Source organism: Streptomyces sp. STAM6, assembly GCF_054963715.1.
The window spans coordinates 45,352-63,979 of record NZ_JBUEFZ010000006.1 but is presented as its reverse complement, the minus strand read 5'-3'; the positions used below and the strand labels follow the sequence as shown (position 1 = coordinate 63,979).

The 18,628-nt window shown below is 72.8% G+C and carries 17 protein-coding genes; 4 read left to right on the top strand and 13 right to left on the bottom strand.

Annotation, left to right across the window (positions count from 1 at the left end; all coding sequences use genetic code 11):
* Positions 1–15 precede the first annotated feature (15 nt).
* Genes ACY34K_RS10630 through ACY34K_RS10575 form a run of 12 tightly spaced genes read right to left on the bottom strand, consistent with a single transcriptional unit; the run spans position 16 to position 13,884 of the window.
* Positions 16–1,332: an iron-containing alcohol dehydrogenase gene (locus tag ACY34K_RS10630; protein WP_462745918.1), complete on the bottom strand. Its 1,317-nt coding sequence runs from the start codon at positions 1,330–1,332 to the stop codon at positions 16–18.
* The gene (gene aepY, locus ACY34K_RS10625) at positions 1,310–2,482 is read right to left on the bottom strand and encodes a phosphonopyruvate decarboxylase (protein WP_462745917.1); all 1,173 of its coding nucleotides are present in this window, start codon (positions 2,480–2,482) and stop codon (positions 1,310–1,312) included. The genes ACY34K_RS10630 and aepY overlap by 23 nt, the downstream gene beginning before the upstream one ends.
* A complete protein-coding gene (locus ACY34K_RS10620; RefSeq protein WP_462745916.1) occupies positions 2,479–3,393 on the bottom strand; it encodes an isocitrate lyase/phosphoenolpyruvate mutase family protein in 915 nt (304 codons plus the stop codon). Before ACY34K_RS10620 ends, aepY begins: the two co-directional genes overlap by 4 nt.
* A complete protein-coding gene (locus ACY34K_RS10615; protein WP_462745915.1) occupies positions 3,390–4,766 on the bottom strand; it encodes a helix-turn-helix domain-containing protein in 1,377 nt (458 codons plus the stop codon). The genes ACY34K_RS10620 and ACY34K_RS10615 overlap by 4 nt, the downstream gene beginning before the upstream one ends.
* A 33-nt stretch (positions 4,767–4,799) precedes the next feature.
* Positions 4,800–5,936 carry a GNAT family N-acetyltransferase gene (locus ACY34K_RS10610; protein ID WP_462745914.1) on the bottom strand — a complete coding sequence of 379 codons (1,137 nt, stop codon included), beginning with the start codon at positions 5,934–5,936 and terminating at the stop codon, positions 4,800–4,802.
* Position 5,937: 1 nt separating this feature from the next.
* Complete coding sequence (locus tag ACY34K_RS10605) at positions 5,938–6,969, bottom strand: GNAT family N-acetyltransferase (protein ID WP_462745913.1); 1,032 nt, start codon at positions 6,967–6,969, stop codon at positions 5,938–5,940.
* Positions 6,966–7,856 carry a nucleoside-diphosphate kinase gene (locus ACY34K_RS10600; RefSeq protein ID WP_462745912.1) on the bottom strand — a complete coding sequence of 297 codons (891 nt, stop codon included), beginning with the start codon at positions 7,854–7,856 and terminating at the stop codon, positions 6,966–6,968. Before ACY34K_RS10600 ends, ACY34K_RS10605 begins: the two co-directional genes overlap by 4 nt.
* Positions 7,849–8,730 carry a YqcI/YcgG family protein gene (locus ACY34K_RS10595; RefSeq protein WP_462745911.1) on the bottom strand — a complete coding sequence of 294 codons (882 nt, stop codon included), beginning with the start codon at positions 8,728–8,730 and terminating at the stop codon, positions 7,849–7,851. Before ACY34K_RS10595 ends, ACY34K_RS10600 begins: the two co-directional genes overlap by 8 nt.
* Positions 8,727–9,965: a class-II aminoacyl-tRNA synthetase family protein gene (locus tag ACY34K_RS10590; protein WP_462745910.1), complete on the bottom strand. Its 1,239-nt coding sequence runs from the start codon at positions 9,963–9,965 to the stop codon at positions 8,727–8,729. Before ACY34K_RS10590 ends, ACY34K_RS10595 begins: the two co-directional genes overlap by 4 nt.
* On the bottom strand, positions 9,962–11,485 hold the full coding sequence (locus tag ACY34K_RS10585) for a nucleotidyltransferase family protein (protein WP_462745909.1): 1,524 nt from the start codon (positions 11,483–11,485) through the stop codon (positions 9,962–9,964). The genes ACY34K_RS10590 and ACY34K_RS10585 overlap by 4 nt, the downstream gene beginning before the upstream one ends.
* Before the next feature lie 44 nt (positions 11,486–11,529).
* Positions 11,530–12,366: a nucleotidyltransferase domain-containing protein gene (locus ACY34K_RS10580; protein ID WP_462745908.1), complete on the bottom strand. Its 837-nt coding sequence runs from the start codon at positions 12,364–12,366 to the stop codon at positions 11,530–11,532.
* A 54-nt stretch (positions 12,367–12,420) separates the two neighbouring features.
* Positions 12,421–13,884, bottom strand: coding sequence for an MFS transporter (locus ACY34K_RS10575; RefSeq protein ID WP_462745907.1), 1,464 nt, complete (start codon positions 13,882–13,884; stop codon positions 12,421–12,423).
* A gap of 477 nt (positions 13,885–14,361) precedes the next feature.
* Here ACY34K_RS10575 and ACY34K_RS10570 point away from each other — a divergent pair, with 477 nt between their 5' ends.
* The 4 genes from ACY34K_RS10570 (at position 14,362) to ACY34K_RS10555 (ending at position 17,421) form a co-directional block, all read left to right on the top strand.
* Entirely contained in the window at positions 14,362–14,841 is a 480-nt protein-coding gene (locus ACY34K_RS10570; protein ID WP_462745906.1) for a hypothetical protein, read from the top strand.
* Between the two features lie 116 nt (positions 14,842–14,957).
* On the top strand, positions 14,958–15,482 hold the full coding sequence (locus tag ACY34K_RS10565; RefSeq protein WP_462745905.1) for a hypothetical protein: 525 nt from the start codon (positions 14,958–14,960) through the stop codon (positions 15,480–15,482).
* The gene (locus tag ACY34K_RS10560) at positions 15,475–16,650 is read left to right on the top strand and encodes an MAB_1171c family putative transporter (RefSeq protein WP_462745904.1); all 1,176 of its coding nucleotides are present in this window, start codon (positions 15,475–15,477) and stop codon (positions 16,648–16,650) included. The genes ACY34K_RS10565 and ACY34K_RS10560 overlap by 8 nt, the downstream gene beginning before the upstream one ends.
* A gap of 6 nt (positions 16,651–16,656) precedes the next feature.
* Positions 16,657–17,421, top strand: coding sequence for an SDR family NAD(P)-dependent oxidoreductase (locus ACY34K_RS10555; RefSeq protein ID WP_462745902.1), 765 nt, complete (start codon positions 16,657–16,659; stop codon positions 17,419–17,421).
* A 28-nt stretch (positions 17,422–17,449) separates the two neighbouring features.
* On the opposite strand, the gene ACY34K_RS10550 is transcribed toward ACY34K_RS10555, so the two are convergent.
* Positions 17,450–18,397, bottom strand: a complete 948-nt coding sequence (locus ACY34K_RS10550) for a ScbA/BarX family gamma-butyrolactone biosynthesis protein (protein ID WP_462745901.1) — start codon at positions 18,395–18,397, stop codon at positions 17,450–17,452.
* Between the last annotated feature and the right edge of the window lie 231 nt (positions 18,398–18,628).

The following is an 18,628-nucleotide window of genomic DNA, read 5'->3' as shown; positions in this document are numbered from 1 at the left end:
GCGCAACCTTTCTGGTCAGGACAGCAGACGGTGCACATCGGCCTCGGTGACCGCGCGCGGGGTGTTCTCCGCCCGCCGGGAGGCCAGCGCCTCGGTGAGCGGGGCGGCCCAGTCACCGGCGGGCAGGGAGAGGTCGTGGATGCCGGCCGGGTGGCCGCCCGCCGCGAGCAGCCGGGCCAGCAGCTGCTCGACGGGCAGGGAGGTCGCCCGGAGGGACAGTTCCTGGACGTCCTCGATGATCCGGCGGAGTTCACGTGGTCCCCCGGGGTGCCGGCAGTCCTCGGCGGTGGCCTGCGCGTGGTGCCCGATGAGCCAGCGCAGGTGGACGGCGACCGCCGCGCCGTGCGGCAGCCCGAGGCGCGCGGTGAGCGCGTACGACAGGGCGTGGGCCGCTGTGGTGCGGGTGATGTCGATGGCGGCCCCGGCGGCCGAGGCCCCGCGGGCGAGCCGGGTCCGCACGTCCGACGGGGTGAGCCGGCCGGAACCGCCCCCACCGCCGCCCGCGCCGGCGCGTCCCGGTCCGGCGCGTCCGGACCCTGAGCGTCCGGACCCGCCGCGCCCCGGTCCGGATACGCCGCCCGCGGCGATCCCGCCGAGCGCCGGGAGGAGTTCGGTCAGGGCGCCCCGGGCCAGCTGCCGGGACTGCGGGGTGGCGCTGACGGACCAGTACGACTCCACGGCCTGGCTCAGCGCGTCCAGTGCCGCGGCCACGGCGGCGGGACGGGGCACCGACGCGGTCAGGAGCGGGTCGACGAGCACCACGTCGGCCCGGACGTCCGGATGGTCCAGGGACCGTTTGCGGCCCCCGGCGTAGACGGTGGCGAAGCGGGTCATCTCGCTGCCCGACCCGGCCGTGGTGGGCAGCAGGACGAGCGAGCACGCGCGTGGCGCGCGCACGAGTTCCGGGTGGGCCAGGCAGTCGCCGGGGGCGGCGTCCTGTCCGCTCAGAACCGCGATCATCTTGGCCATGTCCAGGGCGCTGCCCCCGCCGACACCGACCACCGCGTGCGGCCCGAACGCCCGGGCGCGGCGCACCCCGGCCTCGACGTCCTCCACCCGGGGGTTGGCGGTGAAGGCGTCGAAGTGACGTACCTCGCGGTGGCGTCCCCACTCCTCGGCCAGCCGGCCGGCGCCGCACCGGAAGAACGAGCCCCGGCCGTGCACCAGCAGCAGACGGGTGGCGCCGAGCCGGTCCAGGACACCACCGAGCAGGGCGGCACAGCCGTCGCCGAGGTGGGCGGCGGGGTGGCCGGGCAGCGCGGCCGGCCCCTCGAACAGGCCGTCCGGCGCGACAGGGACGGCGAGGCCCTCAGAGGCGGTCGGCAGTATCACGTGCCTCACCTCCCCGGGAGCCCTCCAGCGCCCCCGCGAACCGCCGGGCGACCTGCTCGACGCCCAGGGCGCTGGAGGCCCGTTCACCCAGTGCGCCGCCGTCCGAGCCGGTGACGACCAGCAGGGCCGGACCCTCGGCGGCCAGCGCCTCGCGCAGCGCGGGCCCGAGAGCCGCGGTGGTCGCGACGCGGTGGACGTGCCGGTAGCCGCAGCCGCGCCCGACCGCGGCGAAGTCCGCCCGCACGGCGGCCTGTCCGCCCGTGGAGGCGTAGGAACCGTTGTCGAAGACGATGTGCAGGAAGTGGCGCGGGGCGTGGTGTCCGACGGTCGCCAGGGCTCCCATGTGCATCAGGACCGCCCCGTCGCCGTCCAACAGGACGAAGCGCTCGTCGGGGCGGGCCAGGGCGGCCCCCAGGGCCAGGGACGGCAGGTGTCCCATGGAGCCCTGCATGTAGAAGTTCCGGTCGCGGTCGCCCCGGTTGAACAGGGTGCGGGACAGGTAGCCCGTGGTGGACAGCACGTTCTCGTCGCTCACCTCCGCGAGCAGCGCGTCGACCAGGTCGTCCCGCGTCGGCACCGGGGACGCGTCCGCCGGTGCGGGTGCCGGAGCGCGGGACGCCGCAGCGCCGTGGGCGGCCGACGGCTCGGCGGCCCCGATCGCGCCCTTCTCGACCAGGACGAACGCGGTGCCGCCGCCGTCCAGGACGGGCCGGGCCTTGCTCAGCAGCGCGTCGAGGGGCTCACCGCCGGGCGACAGGGTCCAATGGGGGATCTCCAGAGACTCCAGCCACTGCGGCACCACGCGCCCCATCCACCGGTGCTGGGGCTCTCCGGCGCCCGCGGTGGGCCATCCCCGCATGCTCATCATCACCAGCACCGGGATGCGGTAGGGCAGCACCAGAGACGTCAGCGGGTTGACGAGGTTGCCGAAGCCGGAGTTCTGCGCCAGGACGACGGCCGTCCGCCCGGCCAGCCCGGCACCCGCCGCGGCGGCGAGAGCACCGCCCTCGTTGGCGGCCGGCACGTACACCGGTCCCGCGCCCTGTTCGAGCAGTTGGATCGGGCCGGCGAAGTACGAGCACGGCACCCCCGCCACCAGGCCGACGTGCTGGTCCCGCAGGGCGTCGAGGAATTCCCGGGCGCTCGTCATCGGCCTTCCCGGTACTGGGCCGGCATGCCCTGCAGCGCGAAGACCTCGTGCATGGGCGCGATGCGTTCCTGGACCGCCTGCGCCCGCCCGGCCCGGCGCAGTTCGCCCAGGGTCTCCTGCACACCGCGCACCGCGGCCCGCAGCCCGTGGTTGGCGTAGATCACCACACGGAAACCGGCGTCGTACAGGGTCGCCTCGTCCACCACGTGGTAGGTGGTGGGCACCGCGACCAGCGGGACCTCACTGTCCCAGCGGGAGGCGAACTCCAGCACCTCGTCGGGGCGTTTGCTCTTGCTGTGCACCAGGACGGCATCGGCGCCCGCGGCGACGTAGGCGTGGGCCCGGTCGAGCGCCTCGGACACCTCCATCCCGGCGATGAGCGCCTCGGTGCGGGCGATCAGCAGGAAGTCGGGGTCGGTCTGCGCCTCCTTGCCCGCCTTGATCTTCAGCACGAACTCCTCCGTGGGCAGCAGGTCCTGGGAGGCGTCCGCGAAGCTGTTGATCTTCGGGAAGAGTTTGTCCTCGATGGAGACGGCGGCGATCCCCGCCCGCTCGTAACGCTGCACGGTGTACGCGGCGTTGAGCGGCCCGCCGAACCCCGTGTCGCAGTCGGCGATCACCGGGATGCCGACGCTCAGGTCCATCGCCTCGGACGCGGCGAGGTACTGCGACATCGTGATCAGGCTGGCGTCGGGCAGCCCGTGGCTGGCCGATATCTCGAAGCTGGAGGACCACACCGCGTCGAACCCCGCCTGCTCGACGAGTTTCGCCGTGAGCCCGTCGTGCGCGCCCACGGCACGGACCGGCCCGGGGCCGTCGCGGAGCATGGCACGCAGCCTGGCGGCCTTGGACAGGGGGGCGCCGGGGGCCGGCTGCCGGCCGGATGCCTTGCCGGGAGTCGTCGTTGTCACTGTGTTCCCTTCCCTTTCGCGTACCAGAGCCTGTCTTCGGCGATGTACCGGCTGATCCCGCCCTCGGCCATCGCCCCCAGCGCGAAGCGGACGCCGGGGCCGACGGCGCCGCCGATGCGCAGCAGCAGCACGCGCGGCCGTTCCCCGGAGAAGGCGACCGGGACGCACGGACGGACGTACACGGAGTCACCGGGGGCCAGTTCCTCCCGGCGCTCGGTGCCGTCGTGCGTCCAGGTGAGCGTGACCGGGGCGTCGCCCAGCACGTACGCGTACTGGTGCTGTGTCGTGGTGAGCGGGGCCGCCGGGCGGCCCGCGGTGTCCAGCACCTCGACTTCGAGGGCGCTGGTGTGCGGGTGCAGGGGGTCGGTGGCCAGTTCCCGCATCCGGTAGGAGGGGGCGGCCGGGTCGGGGTGGAGCCACCGGCGGGTTCCGGCCGCGCGGCGGACCACCACGCCCCGCTCCGCGGTACTGCGCGGCGGCAGCAGATCGCGCACGGAGACCCCCAGGGCCCGGGCCAGCCGCTGGAGTTCCCCCGCGGCGGGCTCGGCCGTTCCGGCCAGCAGCTCGGTGAGCCGGTCGGCCGGCAGTCCCGTCCGGTCCGCGGCCTCGGGCACCGTCATCGCCCGTGCGGCGAAGAACGACGCCAGCAGCCGGGCCCCGGCCCGCCGCGGGTCGTCGACCGGCAGCGCCAGGTCGTGGGCGGTGCCGGCGCCGAGCAGGGCGGCTTCCCGCTGGGCGTCGCCGACCAGATCGCCGCCGTAGGTCAGCGCCAGGATGTACGCGGGCCGGCCGGCTTCCCGCGCGGTGAAGGTGTGGGGGGCGAACGGCAGGCCCCAGACGGAGTCGCCGGTGTCCATGGGGACGCAGACCCGCTCCCCGCCCCAGCTGTAGTAGTAGTTCACCGGGCCGACGAAGTAGGTGAACTGGTACAGCAGATGACCACGGTTCCACTTGACCAGAGGGTTGTCCGGGTCGTTGTCCTCCACGACCTGGAGCATGCGGATCCACTCGGGCCGGTAGGAGGCGCCACGGGACATCGCCGTGTCCCGGTACTCGTAGTAGTCGGCGCCGTCCCTGGTCAGGACGCGGGAGCTCGCCAGCGATTCCTTGAGGCGGTGGACGCGCACCCCGTCAGGGCAGTCGTCCCGGACCGGCAGCAGATCGCGTTCGCTGAGGGGCCACACCCCGGCCGCCCGCTGGATGAGCTCCCAGGTGACGGGGGTACGCCCGGACACGTACGCGGCGAAGGATCCCGGTTCCAGCCCCAGGTCGCGGTCGGCGCTCTCCTCGTCGCGCTTGAGGTCGTTGGCGGCGGCCCGTAACAGGCTCGCCGCCCGCCGTTCGAAGTCGGCGTCGTGTTCGTGCTGTCGCATGGCCACTCCGGTGCTCGTGGGTGGGACGGCCGGTCAGGCGGACCGGCCGTCCGGGACGGGGTCCAGGAGGCGGGCCGCCTCGGCCAGACGGGGCGCGGTGCGGGCGTCGACCGCCAGGGCGTGTCCGTGCAGGGGACGGCCGCGGCAGCCCCGCAGCGCCTTGCCGGAGCCGTGCCCGATGCCGTAGTCGATCTCGTCCAGCGCGTCCCGCCCGTTGTGCCGCACGACGGCGTAGTAGGTGGCGAGGAAGTGGGCGAACGGCTGCCGGTGCGCCGCCTTCCTCGTCCCGCTGTAGACGACGTGCAGGGAGCGGCCGTCGCGGACGCAGACCGACGCCGCGGCGAGCCCGTCGCCGCCCCGGGCGCCGTAGGCGGTGAGCGCCGGGCCGAAGGCGTCGATCAGGGACGACAGCCGGCGGCTCTCCGCGTCCCGGTCGGCGTGCTGTCCGTACTGCTCCAGCAGCTCGCAGCGGGCGTCGATGATCTGGTCGAACTCCCGCACCGGGTCCACTCCGCACGGGACCACTCCCGCCTCGGCGGCGCGGCGCACTTCCCGCCGTACCTCCGCGCGCCGCCGGCCCGGCAGCCCGGCCAGATAGCCGTCCCAGTCGTCCCACCGGACGTCCAGGCCCCACCGGGTGGTGAGCGGGAAGGACGTCGCGCCGAGTGCGGCGGCCGCCCGGGCGGTGGCCGTGCCCTCGGGCGAGTCGTCCGTGTACAGGACGTAGAGGCCCGCGAGCCCGTTCACCGCGCACCACACCGCGGTGTCCTCCAGACAGGCCCGGACCGCTTCGGGGCGCCGGGCGCCGGCGCCGGCCGGGTTGCCGCTGTAGCCGGGCACGACCAGGACCAGGGCGGGGAGCACCCCGGCGGCGCCGGGGCCGTGCCGCTCCAGCACGGTGCGGCGCCGCAGCGGGTCCGTCACGCCGAACACCGGCGGGTCGCGCCAGAGGATCGCGTACGGGTTGTACGCCTCGTAGGCGTCGGGGTCGTCGACGACGGCGCCGACGAAGCCCACCTCGTCCCCGTGCGTGACGGTGTGGACGGCCCCCGGCAGCCGGGAGTGCATCGCCCGCAGCCAGGCCGTGCTCTGCAGGGGCGAGGAGGTGCGCAGCGCCTGCCAGGCGCCGGCGTCGAAGCCGGCGGTGATCCGTGTGGTCCCGGTCGCCATGTCAGCCGTCCCGCCTGCGGACGGCCCGGCCGAGGCGGTGGGCCTTCAGCCCGTACCGGGTCTTGAACTCGTCGTTGCGCCGGCCACACTCCAGCACGGCGCGCCCGGACTCGAACCCGGCGCGCAGTTCGGCGGCGAACAGCACGTACTGCGGGCTCCAGTTGAGCTCGGGCGGATACAGACAGCCGCCGGCCCAGGCGTGCATCCGCGTGTGGTCGAGCATGCAGAGCGACACGGCGAGGAGCTCCCCGCCGAGCTCCAGCCGGATGATGCGGCAGTCCGTGCCGAGCCGTTCGACGAGCGCGGCCAGCCGGTCCGGCGGGTAGTAGCCGGGGGCGTGCTTGTCCGCGGTCGCCAGGCACAGGTCGAGGACCGCCCGGTCCAGCACCTCCCGGCCCTCCCGCACGGTGATCACGGCGCCCGCGTGCTCGGCGCGCCGCACGTAGTGGCGCAGGGTCCGCCGGGACGCCCGGCCGACGGAGGCGAGGTGGTCGTCCAGCGAGGCGGGGCCGGCCACGAGGGGCAGCCGGTAGCGGGGCACGGTCTCCTCGATGTCCACGCCGGCCGCCGCCAGGTGCTGCGCCAGCGGTTCCTCCAGCGGGAGGTTGACCAGCCCCCACAGCTCGGCGCCCGACGCGTCGGCGAGGTCCTCCAGCGCGGACCAGAAGCGGGCGACCAGGTCCGCGCCGAGGGGACCCGCGCTGAGCAGCGCGGTGTCGTAGCAGTGCCAGACGTGCCCGAGCAGGGCCCTGACGGTGCCGGAGGCCGGTGAGGCCGCGAACGGGTCGCGGGTCTCCTGGAGGTAGAGCGGGAGCGCCGCGACGAGCCGTCCCGCCGGGTCGTGGCAGAGCAGGTACATCGCCTCGGACGGGCTGGACAGCGGCTGTTTCTCGACGCTTTCGAGGAACGCGCGGCGGTAGAAGACCGAGGCGCCGGCCGCGTCGGCGAGCGCGTCCCACGCCCCCGCGCCGATCCCGTCCAGGGAGCCGGCGACCGAGAGGGACATCCCGGTGTCCGTCCGCAGGGCGGTCACGATACGGCCGTCCCTTCGCGGCGCAGCGGCTGGAACTGCAGCGAGGTCTCCAGCACCAGTCGTTCCCAGGGGTCGAGCACGACACCGGTCCGGCGCAGCTGCTCGTCCGCGTCGCTCATGGTGATGCGGCCGAGCCACTCGGGGGTGAAGTCGCAGCGCACCGCCGGGAGGAGTTCGTGCGGCACGTGGTCGGCGAGGAGTCCGGCGAGCCGGTCCCCGGCGCCGGGAGCGGCGAGGGCGCTGGTGGTGGGGAAGGCCGTGCGGACGGCCCTCCTGCCGTCCGCCGTGAGGCCGTTCCAGCGGGTCGCGAGGACCTTGGTGCGGACGGACGCCAGCACGGCGTCGAAGTCGCGGTGCTCGGCGGTCGCCGGGGCCACGAGGTCCGCCAGGTAGTCGACCGTCACCGCGGCCTCGTCCGGGTCGTCGACGGCGTCCGCCGCGGTCAGGCCGAAGACGGCGGCCTCGCGCTCGGACTCGGCGGGATCGTCGGAGGAGTGCATCAGGTTGAGCACGCTGTTGACGGCGCCCAGGTCGAGCCGGATGGTGCCCGGTTCCGCCTCCATCGGGTGCTGGTAGCCCTTGCGCCGGGCCAGCAGCGCGTACGGGTCGGGGTCGTCGCCGGTGTAGCGGCAGATCACCCCGAGGGCCGGGCCGATGGCCAGGGCGGCGTCGACCAGCCGGTAGCGCCAGGTGCGCCACTGGCCCGCGATGAGGTCCGCGTACAGGTCGTCGATCATCTCGGGGGTGGCACGCACGGCGCGGGCGGCGACCGGCTGGAAGCCCTCCTTGCGGAGCCGGCCGACCAGGTCCCGGTGCTTGTCGCGGTAGACGGTGTCGGAGCTGATCAGCACGAAGACGTGCCGTGACCAGAATTCCTGCTCAGCCATGGACGGCCTCCTTCTCGGGGTCGGTCACGGGACGCGGGGGTGTGGGGCCGGGGGCCGTGGCGCCGCCGGGCCCCGGGGTGCCGGCGGGGGTGTCTCCGCCGGGGGCCGCGGTCTCCCGGGCGGCCGCCGTGAAGGGGCAGGAGGTCTCGGCGGCGACGGTCTGGTCGTCGGGCAGGGCGTACTGGCGCCACTTGTACTGCGAGGACAGGAGAGCGTCGCCGAGCGCCGGGTGGGGGCCCACCGTGTCGTAGTCCTCCAGCCGGCCGCGGATCCGCCGCTTCGCCGCCTGTCCGGCGACGGTGGATCCCCCGATGCCCTGGAAGACCCGGCCGGTCTGGAAGACCAGCGTCAGACACGGGCCGAGGTCACGGCTGCGGCGCGCCCGGTGTCCGGGCGCCGCGGCGAAGACGAACCAGGGCTCCCCGGCGAAGCACCACTGCCAGCGGGGGTCGGCGGGGTCGCGCGGCAGGTTCTCCGGCCAGGGGGCGGGGTCGCGTGCGGTGAGGGCGGACAGCAGCGACCAGAACCGCGTGTGGTGTTCGGCCAGTTCGGCGTGCGGGTCCGGCGGCCCCGCGAACAGGACGAGGGACTGGCGCTTGGGCCCGGACCACGCCTGCTCGCGGAAGGCGAGCAGCGTCGTCACCAGGGCGTCGACGCCGTGGCTCGCGGGCGCCCCGGGATCGAGCGCCGCGAACCAGTTGTGGCCCCGCTGCTGGCCCTGCACGCCGAAGTGGCAGGGGTAGGCCTCGGGAGCGAGCAGCTTCTCGGCGAAGGTGGCGTACACGCCGGGGAGCCAGGCCAGGGGCGGCTCTCCGGGGCGCAGCCGGGACATGTCGGCGGTGGACATCAGCGGCGTCGGCGCATCGACCTTCACGGGCTCTCCCATGTGCTCGGTTCGTGTGCGTGTTCGCGCAGGAGCGGGGGCCAGTGCCCCGGGTCGTCCCCGAGCCAGCCGTACAGCCACTGCGCCCACCGGTCGAGGCCGAAGCCGGCGCACACCGAGTGGGCCGGGGAGCCGTCCGGCAGCCGGATGTCGAACGCGGCGCCGAAGTGCTGGTCGTGGCAGTTGAGCGAGCTGACGGCGACGGCGGTGCCGTCGGAGGCGAGCCGGCCGCGCAACTCGTACTTGACCTCGAACTTCTCCTGGAAGCCGGTCATGCGCGAGCGTTCGGCGATGAAGAACGGGTCGCTCGCGGACTCGATCCGGCACGGCAGGCCGAGGGCGTCGGCCAACCGGGCCAAGGCGTCGAGCAGATTCTGGCGAAACGTTTCTGCCCCGGTGTGGTCGCCCACGTACACCAGTTCACGCATGGTGAAGGACCACAGACGAGTGGTGGCGCCGCCGGCCCCGGCCTCGTACCGCCCGCAGGCGCCGCGCGCGGTGGCCACGAGCGGGGTGCTCAGCGTCGAGGACGCCAGCCCGGCGAACAGGTGCAGGCAGACGGCGGGAGCGACGCAGACGTCCGCATCCCGCAGCTCGGCGCCGCGCTCCGCCCGCCCCTCCGCCGCCGCGAACCGGTCGAGGGCGTCCAGGTCGGGGCCGACGACCCGGCAGGCGGTGACGTGCTGGGGGAAGTGCCGGGCATAGCCGGCGCGCTCCAGCGTCTCCCACGACACGAGGTGCGGCACGAGGAATTCCGCCGCCCCGTTCCTGGCGGCGAGCCCGAGCACCGCGTTCTCCAGGGCCGTGGCGAGCCGGGCGAGCCCGGGGCCGCCGACGAAGAGCCCCTCGCCGACGGGGCGCAGGTCGGCGGGGTGCTCGCCCCGTGGCCGCACCGGCAGGTCCCACCGGTCGAGCAGGGCCTCCTTCGCCGGGGCGGCCGGTACCGCGGTACGGGCCAGCGCCTCGTCGAGCAGGCGTACCACCCGGTCCCCGTCACCCCCCTCCCCGACGGTGAAGTGCACGGCCGGCTTGGCGCCCCGGGTGAGGACGTGCTCGGACACGCCGGGCAGACAGTAGGGGACCATGTCGCCGAACGCGCGCCGTGCGGCCGGGTCGAGTTCCCGGGGGCTGAGCCAGACCCGTGTGGTGCCCGGCGGCGCGGGCGGTGGCGCCGCCGCCCCTGCCGGTTCCGCGGCGGCCGGTGCCGGTAATCCCGTACTGGTCATGCCGGTGCCCCGAGTGAGACGCCGGCACCGTGGCCCGGATCGAAGACGCGGTCGAGGAAGGGCGCGTCCCAGGTGGTTGGCCTGCGGTCGAGGAGACCGTACTCGTCCAGATAGCCGAGGTCGCCCGGGCGCAGACCGTCCAGCAGGGCCGCGTCCACCACACCTGGGTAGAGGACGTCGGTGTGGTGCAGCCCGTAGTAGAGCTCGGGCGCGAGGTCGTACCGCCGCGCCAGGTCCACGACCCGGCCCGTGTCGATCCGGTCGCGCATGCCCCGGATCCACTCGACGATGTCGACGAACCGGATCAGGCAGATGTCCTTGCCGGCCTCGATGGAGCAGATCCAGGTGGCCTCGCGGTACAGGTGCACACCCAGGTCGAGCAGCATGTCCTCGGCACTGGGGATCCAGACGTCCTCACCGGCGACCCGGCCGCGGTGCGCCCGCTCCAGGATGTCCGCGGCGGGCAGGCTCTTCCCGCTGGTCGGGGGCATCACATTGTGGCTGGCGTCGATGCCGAAGATGTCGACATAGGGGTCACTGGTGAGTCGCCAGAAAGGCGGAAGGGCCGATTCGTGCAGCCGGGAGAAGACCTCCTCGTCGCGGGACATCGGTTCGATGACGCGGCCGTTGGCCGACTTGCTGCCCTGGGTGTAGCCCAGGCTCGTCATCAGGGCGCAGTAGCGGTCCATCTCCTCGTCGGGGACGTAGAGGTCGAGATCGACCATGTACCGCAGTCCCGGGTCGGGATAGAAGCTGTTCGACAGGTAGGTGCCCTTGCGTACGACGGCGTTGACCCCGTGCGTGCCGAACTCGCGCAACAACAGGGCGAGTTCGGTGCGCAGGCCGTGGTTGCGGTGGGTGTTGTAGAGGTAGGAGCCGCGCAGCAGCGCGTGCATGACGGGGTCCTTGGGCATCAGCCGCTCGCGGTCGAGGCTGCGGGCGACCAGATTGACGACCCGGTGGCGGGCGGCGAGTTCGACGAACGCGCCGCGGTCGAGGCCGTGGGAGGGGTCGTGGATGAGCTCCCGCGCGAGGGCGGTCTGCGCGGGGGTCATCCTGGTGCGTGCGGTGAGCATGAGGAGCCGGCCTTCGACCGGGAAGCCGGCGTGCGCCGGCTCCAGGGCATCCTCGGGTCGTGCGGCAGGGGTAGGGGCGCTTGCTCCGGTGTACGGCGCGGCCGGTGGGGTGGCCGGTGAGGTGGCGGACGGGTCTCGGCCGGGAGTGGGGGAGCTTCCCGGGGCGCCGGCCGGGTCCGCCGCGGCGGCCTCCCGGCTGTGGCGCTCGACGAGTTCGCAGACCGACCGCAGGGTGGCGAATCGGTGCGGGACGAGGTCACTTCTGTCGAAGGTGAATCCGAATACGGCCTCCAGTTCGGCGACGAGGCGTACCAGTCGCAGGGAGTCCACTCCGAGATCGAGCAGCGGCACGTCGAACGACTTCTCGTCGTCGAGTGCCGTGCCGTTCCCTGTGACTCCGGCGACCACAGCTGCCACGGTGGAGGACACGGGACTGCGCACCACGGTGCATTCCTCCTCGGAAAGGGTGGGGGGGGAAGAAAGGGGGGTCAGGCTGCGGTCGACCGTGCCGCGCTCAGATCGGGCATGACCGGCCGCAGGAGATCGGTGATGAGCGCCCGTCGCGGCTCGTCGCCGGCACGGACCAGGAACTCGTCCGCGGCGGCGCGCAGCCGGCGCTCCAGTTCGTCCGGCGGGGTTTCCGGGCCGCTCAGGACGTCCAGCAGCCGGCGGGCGTGCCCGGTGGTCAGCAGGGTGGCGCGGCGGACCAGGTGCTTGCTGTCGAAGGTCAGCACACCCGCCGCGTTGACCTCGGCGATCAGCAGGTCCTGTGCCGCTTCCCGCAGACGCAGGGCACGCATTCCGCGGTCCGCGCCGGGCGCGGTCGCGGCCCGCAGATGGCCCATGGCGATCAGGAAGGCCAGGGCCGCCTTGTTGGCGCGGGCCTTGTCCAGGTCGAGTCCGTCGATCAGTCCGGCGTCTCCGGGGGCCTGTTGCAGAACGATCCCCGTGCCGACACGCTCGACGGTGCGCAGTTCCAGCGTGCCCAGGTTTCCGAGGCTGGGGCTGTCGGGTGTGCCGGGTATCGCGGCCAGCACCTCCGAAATCCTCCGCAGTACACCACGACGGATGTACTCCACCGTCAGGACGAGGCCGTTCACCTCCGCCGCGACGACCGTGTCGCCGACGACGGACGGATAGCCGCGGGTACCCGCGGCCCGGGCCGGCGGCCGGTCGCACAGGACGGCCAGGTCGAGGTCGGAGGAGGCCGTCGCCTCGCCGCGGGCGTAGGAGCCCACCAGGAACACGGAGTCCCGGGGGCCGAAGTTCTCCAGGGGGCGCAGATCGTCGGGGCGTATTCCGTAGCCGGAAAGTGCCTCTGGCATGTGTCTGCTCAGCGTGTCGAACACTCGCATGGACAAGGTGTCCTGGTCCTTCCCTCAGCGGAGCCGGCTGTCCTGGTCCTTCACCGTCGCCGGAGCCGTGTCCGGCTCGGGGCCCGGGTGAAGCGGTGCCTCCCCGCGCTCCTCCGGCACCGGCAACGGCGCCGTCCTCGACCGCGACTCGGGGTCCGTCTCCGGGCCCGGGTCCGTGTGCGGCTCCCCGCCGTGCGGGTCGCGCCGGAGCGTGCGGATGCCCGGCGCGAGGGTCGCGGAGAAGCAGACGAGCGCCGCCACCGCACCGGCCCCGAGCGTGGCCCCCTCGGCGGTGAACGCGACGGCCAGCGGACCGATGACCATCTGGCCCAGCGGCATGGCGCCGTTGAAGGCGAGGTCGGAGACACTGCTGACCCGGCCGGTCATCGAGTCCGGCACCTTCTCGTGCAGGAGCGTGCGGTACAGCGTGTTGAAGATGTGCAGCCCCAGGCCGTAGGCGAACGCCATGGCGAAGGTCACCGGTGTCCTGCCCAGCGCGCCGACCACGGCGAGCGAGACGCCCATCAGCCCGAGGATGGTGAAGAGCGGCCGGCCCAGCCGGGTGAACGTCAGACGGCCGAGCAGCACCGCTCCCGTCAGCGCGCCCACCGCCTGCATGGCGTAGTACCAGCCGAGGAATCCGGCGTCCGGGCCGCCACCCGGCGCCATGATGAGGGGGACGGTCACGGCGAGGACGCCCGCGAACAGCGCGTTCGCTCCGGGCCCGACGGTCAGGCTGACCATCAGCCAGCCCTGGCCGCGGATGTACTTCAGTCCCTCGCCGACGTCGCCCAGCACCCCCCGGGCGCCCCGGGACGGGCCGGTGCCGCTCGCCGCCGTCCCTCCGGCGCCCGGGGCACGGCCGGTGCCCGGCCGTCGGATCAGCAGGATCAGCACTCCGGAGAGGAGGAAGGTGACCGCGTCGAAGGCGAAGGCGAGAGCCGGGCCGGCGAGGCCGACCAGGGCGCCGCCGAGCAGCGGCCCGCCGATGATGCCGATCTGCTGGCTGATCGACATCGCGGAGTTGGCGCCGACCAGCCGGTGCCTGGGGACGATGTCCTTCATGAAGGCGAAGGAGGCCGGCCGGAAGAAGCCCTCGCCGACGCTGACGAGGAGGGCGAGCCCCACGAGCAGCGGGATGCTGTCGGTGGTGGCCACTCCCAGGGCCAGCAGTGCGGTGATCACGAAGCGTGCCACGTCGGCGACGACCATCACCGTGCGCCGGGAGGTGACGCGGTCGCTCACCGCGCCGCCGAGCAGGTAGAAGACCAGGGAGGGTACGACCAGGACGGCCACCGAGACCGCGAGGACGTTGGGTGACCTCGTCTCGCCGATGATGTACGTGGCGAAGGCGATCCGGAAGGCGTAGTCACCGAGGTGCGAGATGGTGCGGGCGCCCCAGAGGCAGCCGAAGTCCCGTTCCCCGACCAGGCCGAGCTTCGAGGTCAGGCCTAATCGGCCGCGTTCACGTCCGTCGTTCTCCGTCATCGTTGAGGGCTCCCTTCCGCAGCCTCACAGGAACACGAGCACCACGGCGCGTTCGCCGCGCCTGCCATGGACGAGTGGACGGTCTGGATCTCCGCATCGGGTGGCCCCCTGGGACGGCTGCCGAATTGCGGCACACGCGCCGATACGCCGGATCACCCGTGTCGAGGAGTGCGTACGGCACCGGGCGGGGAGATCGGGGTTCAGCGGGCCCGGGCCCTGGTCGGGGAGGCTCGGGCGAAGCGTGCGCCAACGTGGAATGAACACCGACTTGCGTTGCGTCGGAACGCTAGTGAGGCGGATGATTTACTGTCAACCCATCCGCTAAAATGGATAGTTGAGGCCGGCCCCCACAGGGGAGGGGCTGGCCGAGATCATGCTTGTCAGGTCCCGGCGTAGATCGATATCCATGTACGCATGCACTGATCGTCCGCGCCGGGGCACCTGGCCCGGACGCGGACCCGATACGAGGGATGGCCCATGGGCAGCGGATCGGCACGTCATGAGTCCGACCGTCCGCTGTTGCGGAAGTTCGATCAACGGCTCAACGAGCTGATCCAGGCGATCTACCCCGACGAACGGAAGAGACCCGGCTACGCCCGGCTGGCCAAGGAGATCCGCGAGACGACCGGGGGCGCGATCTCCGGGACGTATCTGTGGGAGCTGGCCACGGGCAAGAAGCGCAATGTCACCCTGGAACAGCTCGACGTCCTCGCCCAGTTCTTCGGAGTGCCTCCGGAGTACTTCCTCAACGAAGAGGTCTCGGAGCGCGTCAGAGCCCAGCTGGCACTGGCCACCGCCCTGCGGGACATCAAGATCCGCAACCTTGCGCTGCGGGCCGAAGGCCTCTCCCCGGCCAGCCTGGACGCCCTGCTGACCATGGTGAACGAGGCCCGCAAGGTGCAGGAACTGCCCGATATCGGTTCTTCCGCGGGGGAGAACCCGCCCACGGACACCTAGGTCACGCGCACACGGCATCTCTCCGTGCGGATGACAAGCTGACGGGAGGTGAAAGCCCAGTGCCCCACTGCACGAACGCCTATCGGCGTTGCCCGAGGAAGGCCAGGGAAGAACCCATGCCGCACCGGTATGTCAGACTGCGACAGCGTTGTCAGGCCGTGGTCGACGGGATCGACTTCCCCCGGCCGTTCTCGGCGGACGCCCTGTGCCGCAACATCGCCCGGCAGCGCGGCAGGGGGATCCATCTGCATCCCCTGCCGCCGGGAGCCTCTTCGGCCGGTGCGTGCGGCGTGTGGCTCGCCACCGAGACCGACGACCACATCTTCTACGAGAGCCAGACCTCCCGCGTGCACCAGGAGCACATCGTGCTCCACGAACTGGGCCACCTGCTCTTCAACCACCACGCGGTGGACGACGTGGCGTACACCGACGTGGTGGGGGGCCTGCTGCCCGACCTGGACCCCGGACTGGTGACCCGTCTCCTCGGCCGTACCAACTACACCACCCGCCAGGAGCAGGAGGCGGAGATGCTCGCGAGCCTCATCCGCACCAGCGCGGACCAGTCGGCCCCGGAGCGGCCGCGCAGCGTCACCGGCAAACTGGGAGCGGCCCTGGGGATAGAGGCACGCGACGATGAGTGAACTGAGCGAACTCGGACGATCGCTCACCTACCCCGCCATCCTCTGCCTCTGGTTCGCCGTCCTGGTCCGCCTGCCCGGGGTGGTGCGCTCCCCCCAGCAGCGCGGACTGTGGCTGGCCGTGGTCACCGCGACCGCCGCCATGACCCTGCACTCCCCGGCCGGACTCGCCCTCCTGACCCGGCTCTCCGGCTCCCCCCATCCCGTCTCGCTCGCGAAGAACATGTTCGGGGTGCTGTCGGCCGGCGCCGTGCTCTACTTCGTGGCCTCCTCGACCGGCGGGCGCCGCCTCCGGGCCGGCGTGTGCGCCGCGACGGGCCTCGCGCTCGTCGCTCTGCCCGTGCTCGACGCGCTGGCCCCCGCGCACGGCCCGCACGGCATGCCGCCCGGCGCCGGGGACCCGGTCTTCTCGTTCCCCTACTGGCTGTTGCTGATGGCGTCCCATCTCGCCGCCAACGCCGCCTGTGTCTACGTCTGCTGGCGGTACGGCTGGCGTGCGCACACCCGCTCGCTCACGGTGAGCCTCCACCTGTTCGCACTGGGGACCTCACTCGCGGGGCTCTACTGGCTGGGCCTGTTCCTGCGGCTCCTCCTGGGTGTCGAGTGGTTCATGCCCCTGATGCCCCTGCTGATGAATCTGCACGGCCTGTTCCGGGCGGCGGCCATCCTCGTGCCCTCCGTCCTCACCGCCGGCCGCACGGTCGCGCACATCGTGACCGCGTGGCGCCTGTGGCCCGTCTGGCGCGACCTGGTGGACGCCGTACCGCACGTGGCGCTGACCGAGACGCGCACCAGGATTCTCGAGGTCCTGTGGCCCCCGGTCCCGCGCGACCTGCTCATCTACCGCAGGGTCATCGAGACCCGGGACGCCATCCTCGTCCTCAACGACTACGCGCCCGAGGGCAGCTGGGCGCAGGCGCGACGCCATGTGGCCGAGGCGGGCGTGTCCCGCGCCAAGGCCGACGCGGCGGTGCTCGCGTGTGTGCTCAGGGGCGCGCGCACCGCCAAACTGGCCGGAGGGCCCCAGCGGCACTCCGCCCCTGGAGGCGTCAGCTTCGACAACGGAGATCTCGAAGGGGAGAAGGCGTTCCTCCTCGACATGGCGCGCGCCTACGTCTCCGCCCCCGCACGGACCTTCGCCACCCGACCGGACCTCTCCGAAAGCGCTTGAACTTCCATGACCACGGTACTGATCACCGGAGCGACCGCGGGTATCGGCGCGGCCTTCGCCCGCGGGTTCGCGGACAAGGGGTGCGACCTCGTCCTGGTCGCCCGTGACGAGGCGCGCCTGCGGCGCACGGCCGAGGAGTTGAGGACGCGCTACGGCAGCACCGTCGAGGTGCTTGCGGCCGATCTCCTCGACCCGGCGCAGTGCCGGACGGTCGAGGAGCGCCTGGCCGTGCCCGGCCGGCCGGTCGACGTCCTGGTGAACAACGCGGGCTTCGGACTGCCCGCGCCGTTCCCGCACAGCCCGATCGCCGACGAGGAACGGATGCTGGACCTGCTGGTCCGCGTCCCGCTCCGGCTCACCCACGCGGCCGTGCCCGGAATGACCGGCCGGAAGCGGGGCGCCGTCGTGAACGTCTCGTCCGTCGCCGGGCTGCTGCCCGCCGGGACCTACGGTGCCGCGAAGGCGTGGATCAACGGTTTCAGCGAGTCCCTGCGCGTGGACCTCGCCCCGCACGGGGTCCGGGTCCTGGCGCTCTGCCCCGGCTTCACCCGTACCGAGTTCCAGCAGCGGGCCGGGATGGACGTCGGCTCGGTGCCGTCGTGGGCCTGGCTGGACGCGGACCGGGTGGTGGCCCAGGCCATGAAGGACCTGGGCCTGGGCAGGCCGCTCAGCATCACGGGCTGGCAGTACAAGGCGTACGCCCTGGCGGCGCGGCACCTGCCGCGCACCGTGGCCGCCCGGCTGGCCCGCTCCCGCAGGCCCCCGGAGTAGCGGCCGGCCGCGGCCGTCGAGCCCGCGTTCAGTGGTGGGGCGCTGCGGCCAGCGTCGTGGTGGAGGTGAAGAGAGACTGCTCGTTCTGTTCGGCGGTGACGCGGACCTGCCGCCTGCCCAGGGGGTCGTCCGGGGCGCGCTCGGAGCGGATCCAGCACGGGGCGTCCAGCTCCGCGTAGCGGTGGAAGACGGCCTCCATGCCGACGGCGACCGTCGGCACCGGATGCGCCGCCGCGTGGGCGCCCTGGCGTGCGGCCTCGAGCAGCAGCATCCCGGGGACGTGGTCGACCGGGTGGTCGAAGAGCGCCGGGTGGGTGAGGTCCACGCGCAGCTGGCTGCGGGACGGGGAGTCGGTGGCGGACAGGACGACATCGGCGAACCGCTCACGGGCCACGGTGCGGGGAGCGACCGGAGGTGCGAGCGGGACCGCTCGTGCGGTGGCCTGGGCGAGGTCCGCGTAACGCCCGCGCAGGCGGCGGTAGATGGCCGGCGGATGGTTGTGGAAGCCGAGCTCCGCCTCGCCGAACGGGGCGCCGTCACGGACGAGGTCGACCTTCATGGTGAGGGAGGCCAGCCGGCCCGCGCGACGGACGACCTCGGTGCAGGAGACGTGCAGTTCGATCTCGGCCGGCTCCGCGGTGACCGCGAGGGCGGCCGGATCGAGGGCGTAGCGGAAGTGGTCCCAGGACTGCTTGTGCCCGAACGGCGCGTCATAGGCGACGTGGCTGAGCAACGGAACCGCCTGGCGCACCGATTCCGCGGCGAGCAGCGGATCGTGCAGGCCGTGGACCGGACCGTAGAACCCGTGGTCGCCCGGCCAGCGCGCGGTGATGCGGAAGGCGTCGGGGCCGGTGGCGCGGCAGCCGGTCAGCAGGACCTCGGCTTCTGCCGTCTTGTGTACGTACTCCCGTGGCACCCGGCCCGCCACGCGGGACAGTTCCGGTCTGGAGCAAGGGTCCTGAGCAGTGACGGTCATTCCGTTCCCCCTTGGCTGACGTCAGGATTTGCACCTGCTGGAGCGCAATGCGCTGCGTGTCGTGCCCACAACATAAAGAGTGCTCGTTTTGTTTTAGGTCAAGCACAAGTAAAGGCCCGGTCACAGTCACGTCAAGTAACGCAGAGTGATCGGCGGTAAAACCGGCCATTTCTGGCGGACTTGAAGAAGTCGAAGGCGGTGGATGGCCTATGCAGCCAGCGTCGTAATATA

Coding starts and splice junctions, on each gene's coding strand:
- ACY34K_RS10555 (WP_462745902.1), top strand. CDS start 16,657: ATGACCACGGTACTGATCACCGGAGCGACCGCGGGTATCGGCGCGGCC.
- ACY34K_RS10570 (WP_462745906.1), top strand. CDS start 14,362: ATGGGCAGCGGATCGGCACGTCATGAGTCCGACCGTCCGCTGTTGCGG.
- ACY34K_RS10560 (WP_462745904.1), top strand. CDS start 15,475: ATGAGTGAACTGAGCGAACTCGGACGATCGCTCACCTACCCCGCCATC.
- ACY34K_RS10600 (WP_462745912.1), bottom strand. CDS start 7,856: ATGGCTGAGCAGGAATTCTGGTCACGGCACGTCTTCGTGCTGATCAGC.
- ACY34K_RS10575 (WP_462745907.1), bottom strand. CDS start 13,884: ATGACGGAGAACGACGGACGTGAACGCGGCCGATTAGGCCTGACCTCG.
- aepY (WP_462745917.1), bottom strand. CDS start 2,482: ATGACGAGCGCCCGGGAATTCCTCGACGCCCTGCGGGACCAGCACGTC.
- ACY34K_RS10580 (WP_462745908.1), bottom strand. CDS start 12,366: ATGCCAGAGGCACTTTCCGGCTACGGAATACGCCCCGACGATCTGCGC.
- ACY34K_RS10610 (WP_462745914.1), bottom strand. CDS start 5,936: ATGGCGACCGGGACCACACGGATCACCGCCGGCTTCGACGCCGGCGCC.
- ACY34K_RS10565 (WP_462745905.1), top strand. CDS start 14,958: ATGCCGCACCGGTATGTCAGACTGCGACAGCGTTGTCAGGCCGTGGTC.
- ACY34K_RS10590 (WP_462745910.1), bottom strand. CDS start 9,965: ATGACCAGTACGGGATTACCGGCACCGGCCGCCGCGGAACCGGCAGGG.
- ACY34K_RS10615 (WP_462745915.1), bottom strand. CDS start 4,766: ATGCGACAGCACGAACACGACGCCGACTTCGAACGGCGGGCGGCGAGC.
- ACY34K_RS10550 (WP_462745901.1), bottom strand. CDS start 18,397: ATGACCGTCACTGCTCAGGACCCTTGCTCCAGACCGGAACTGTCCCGC.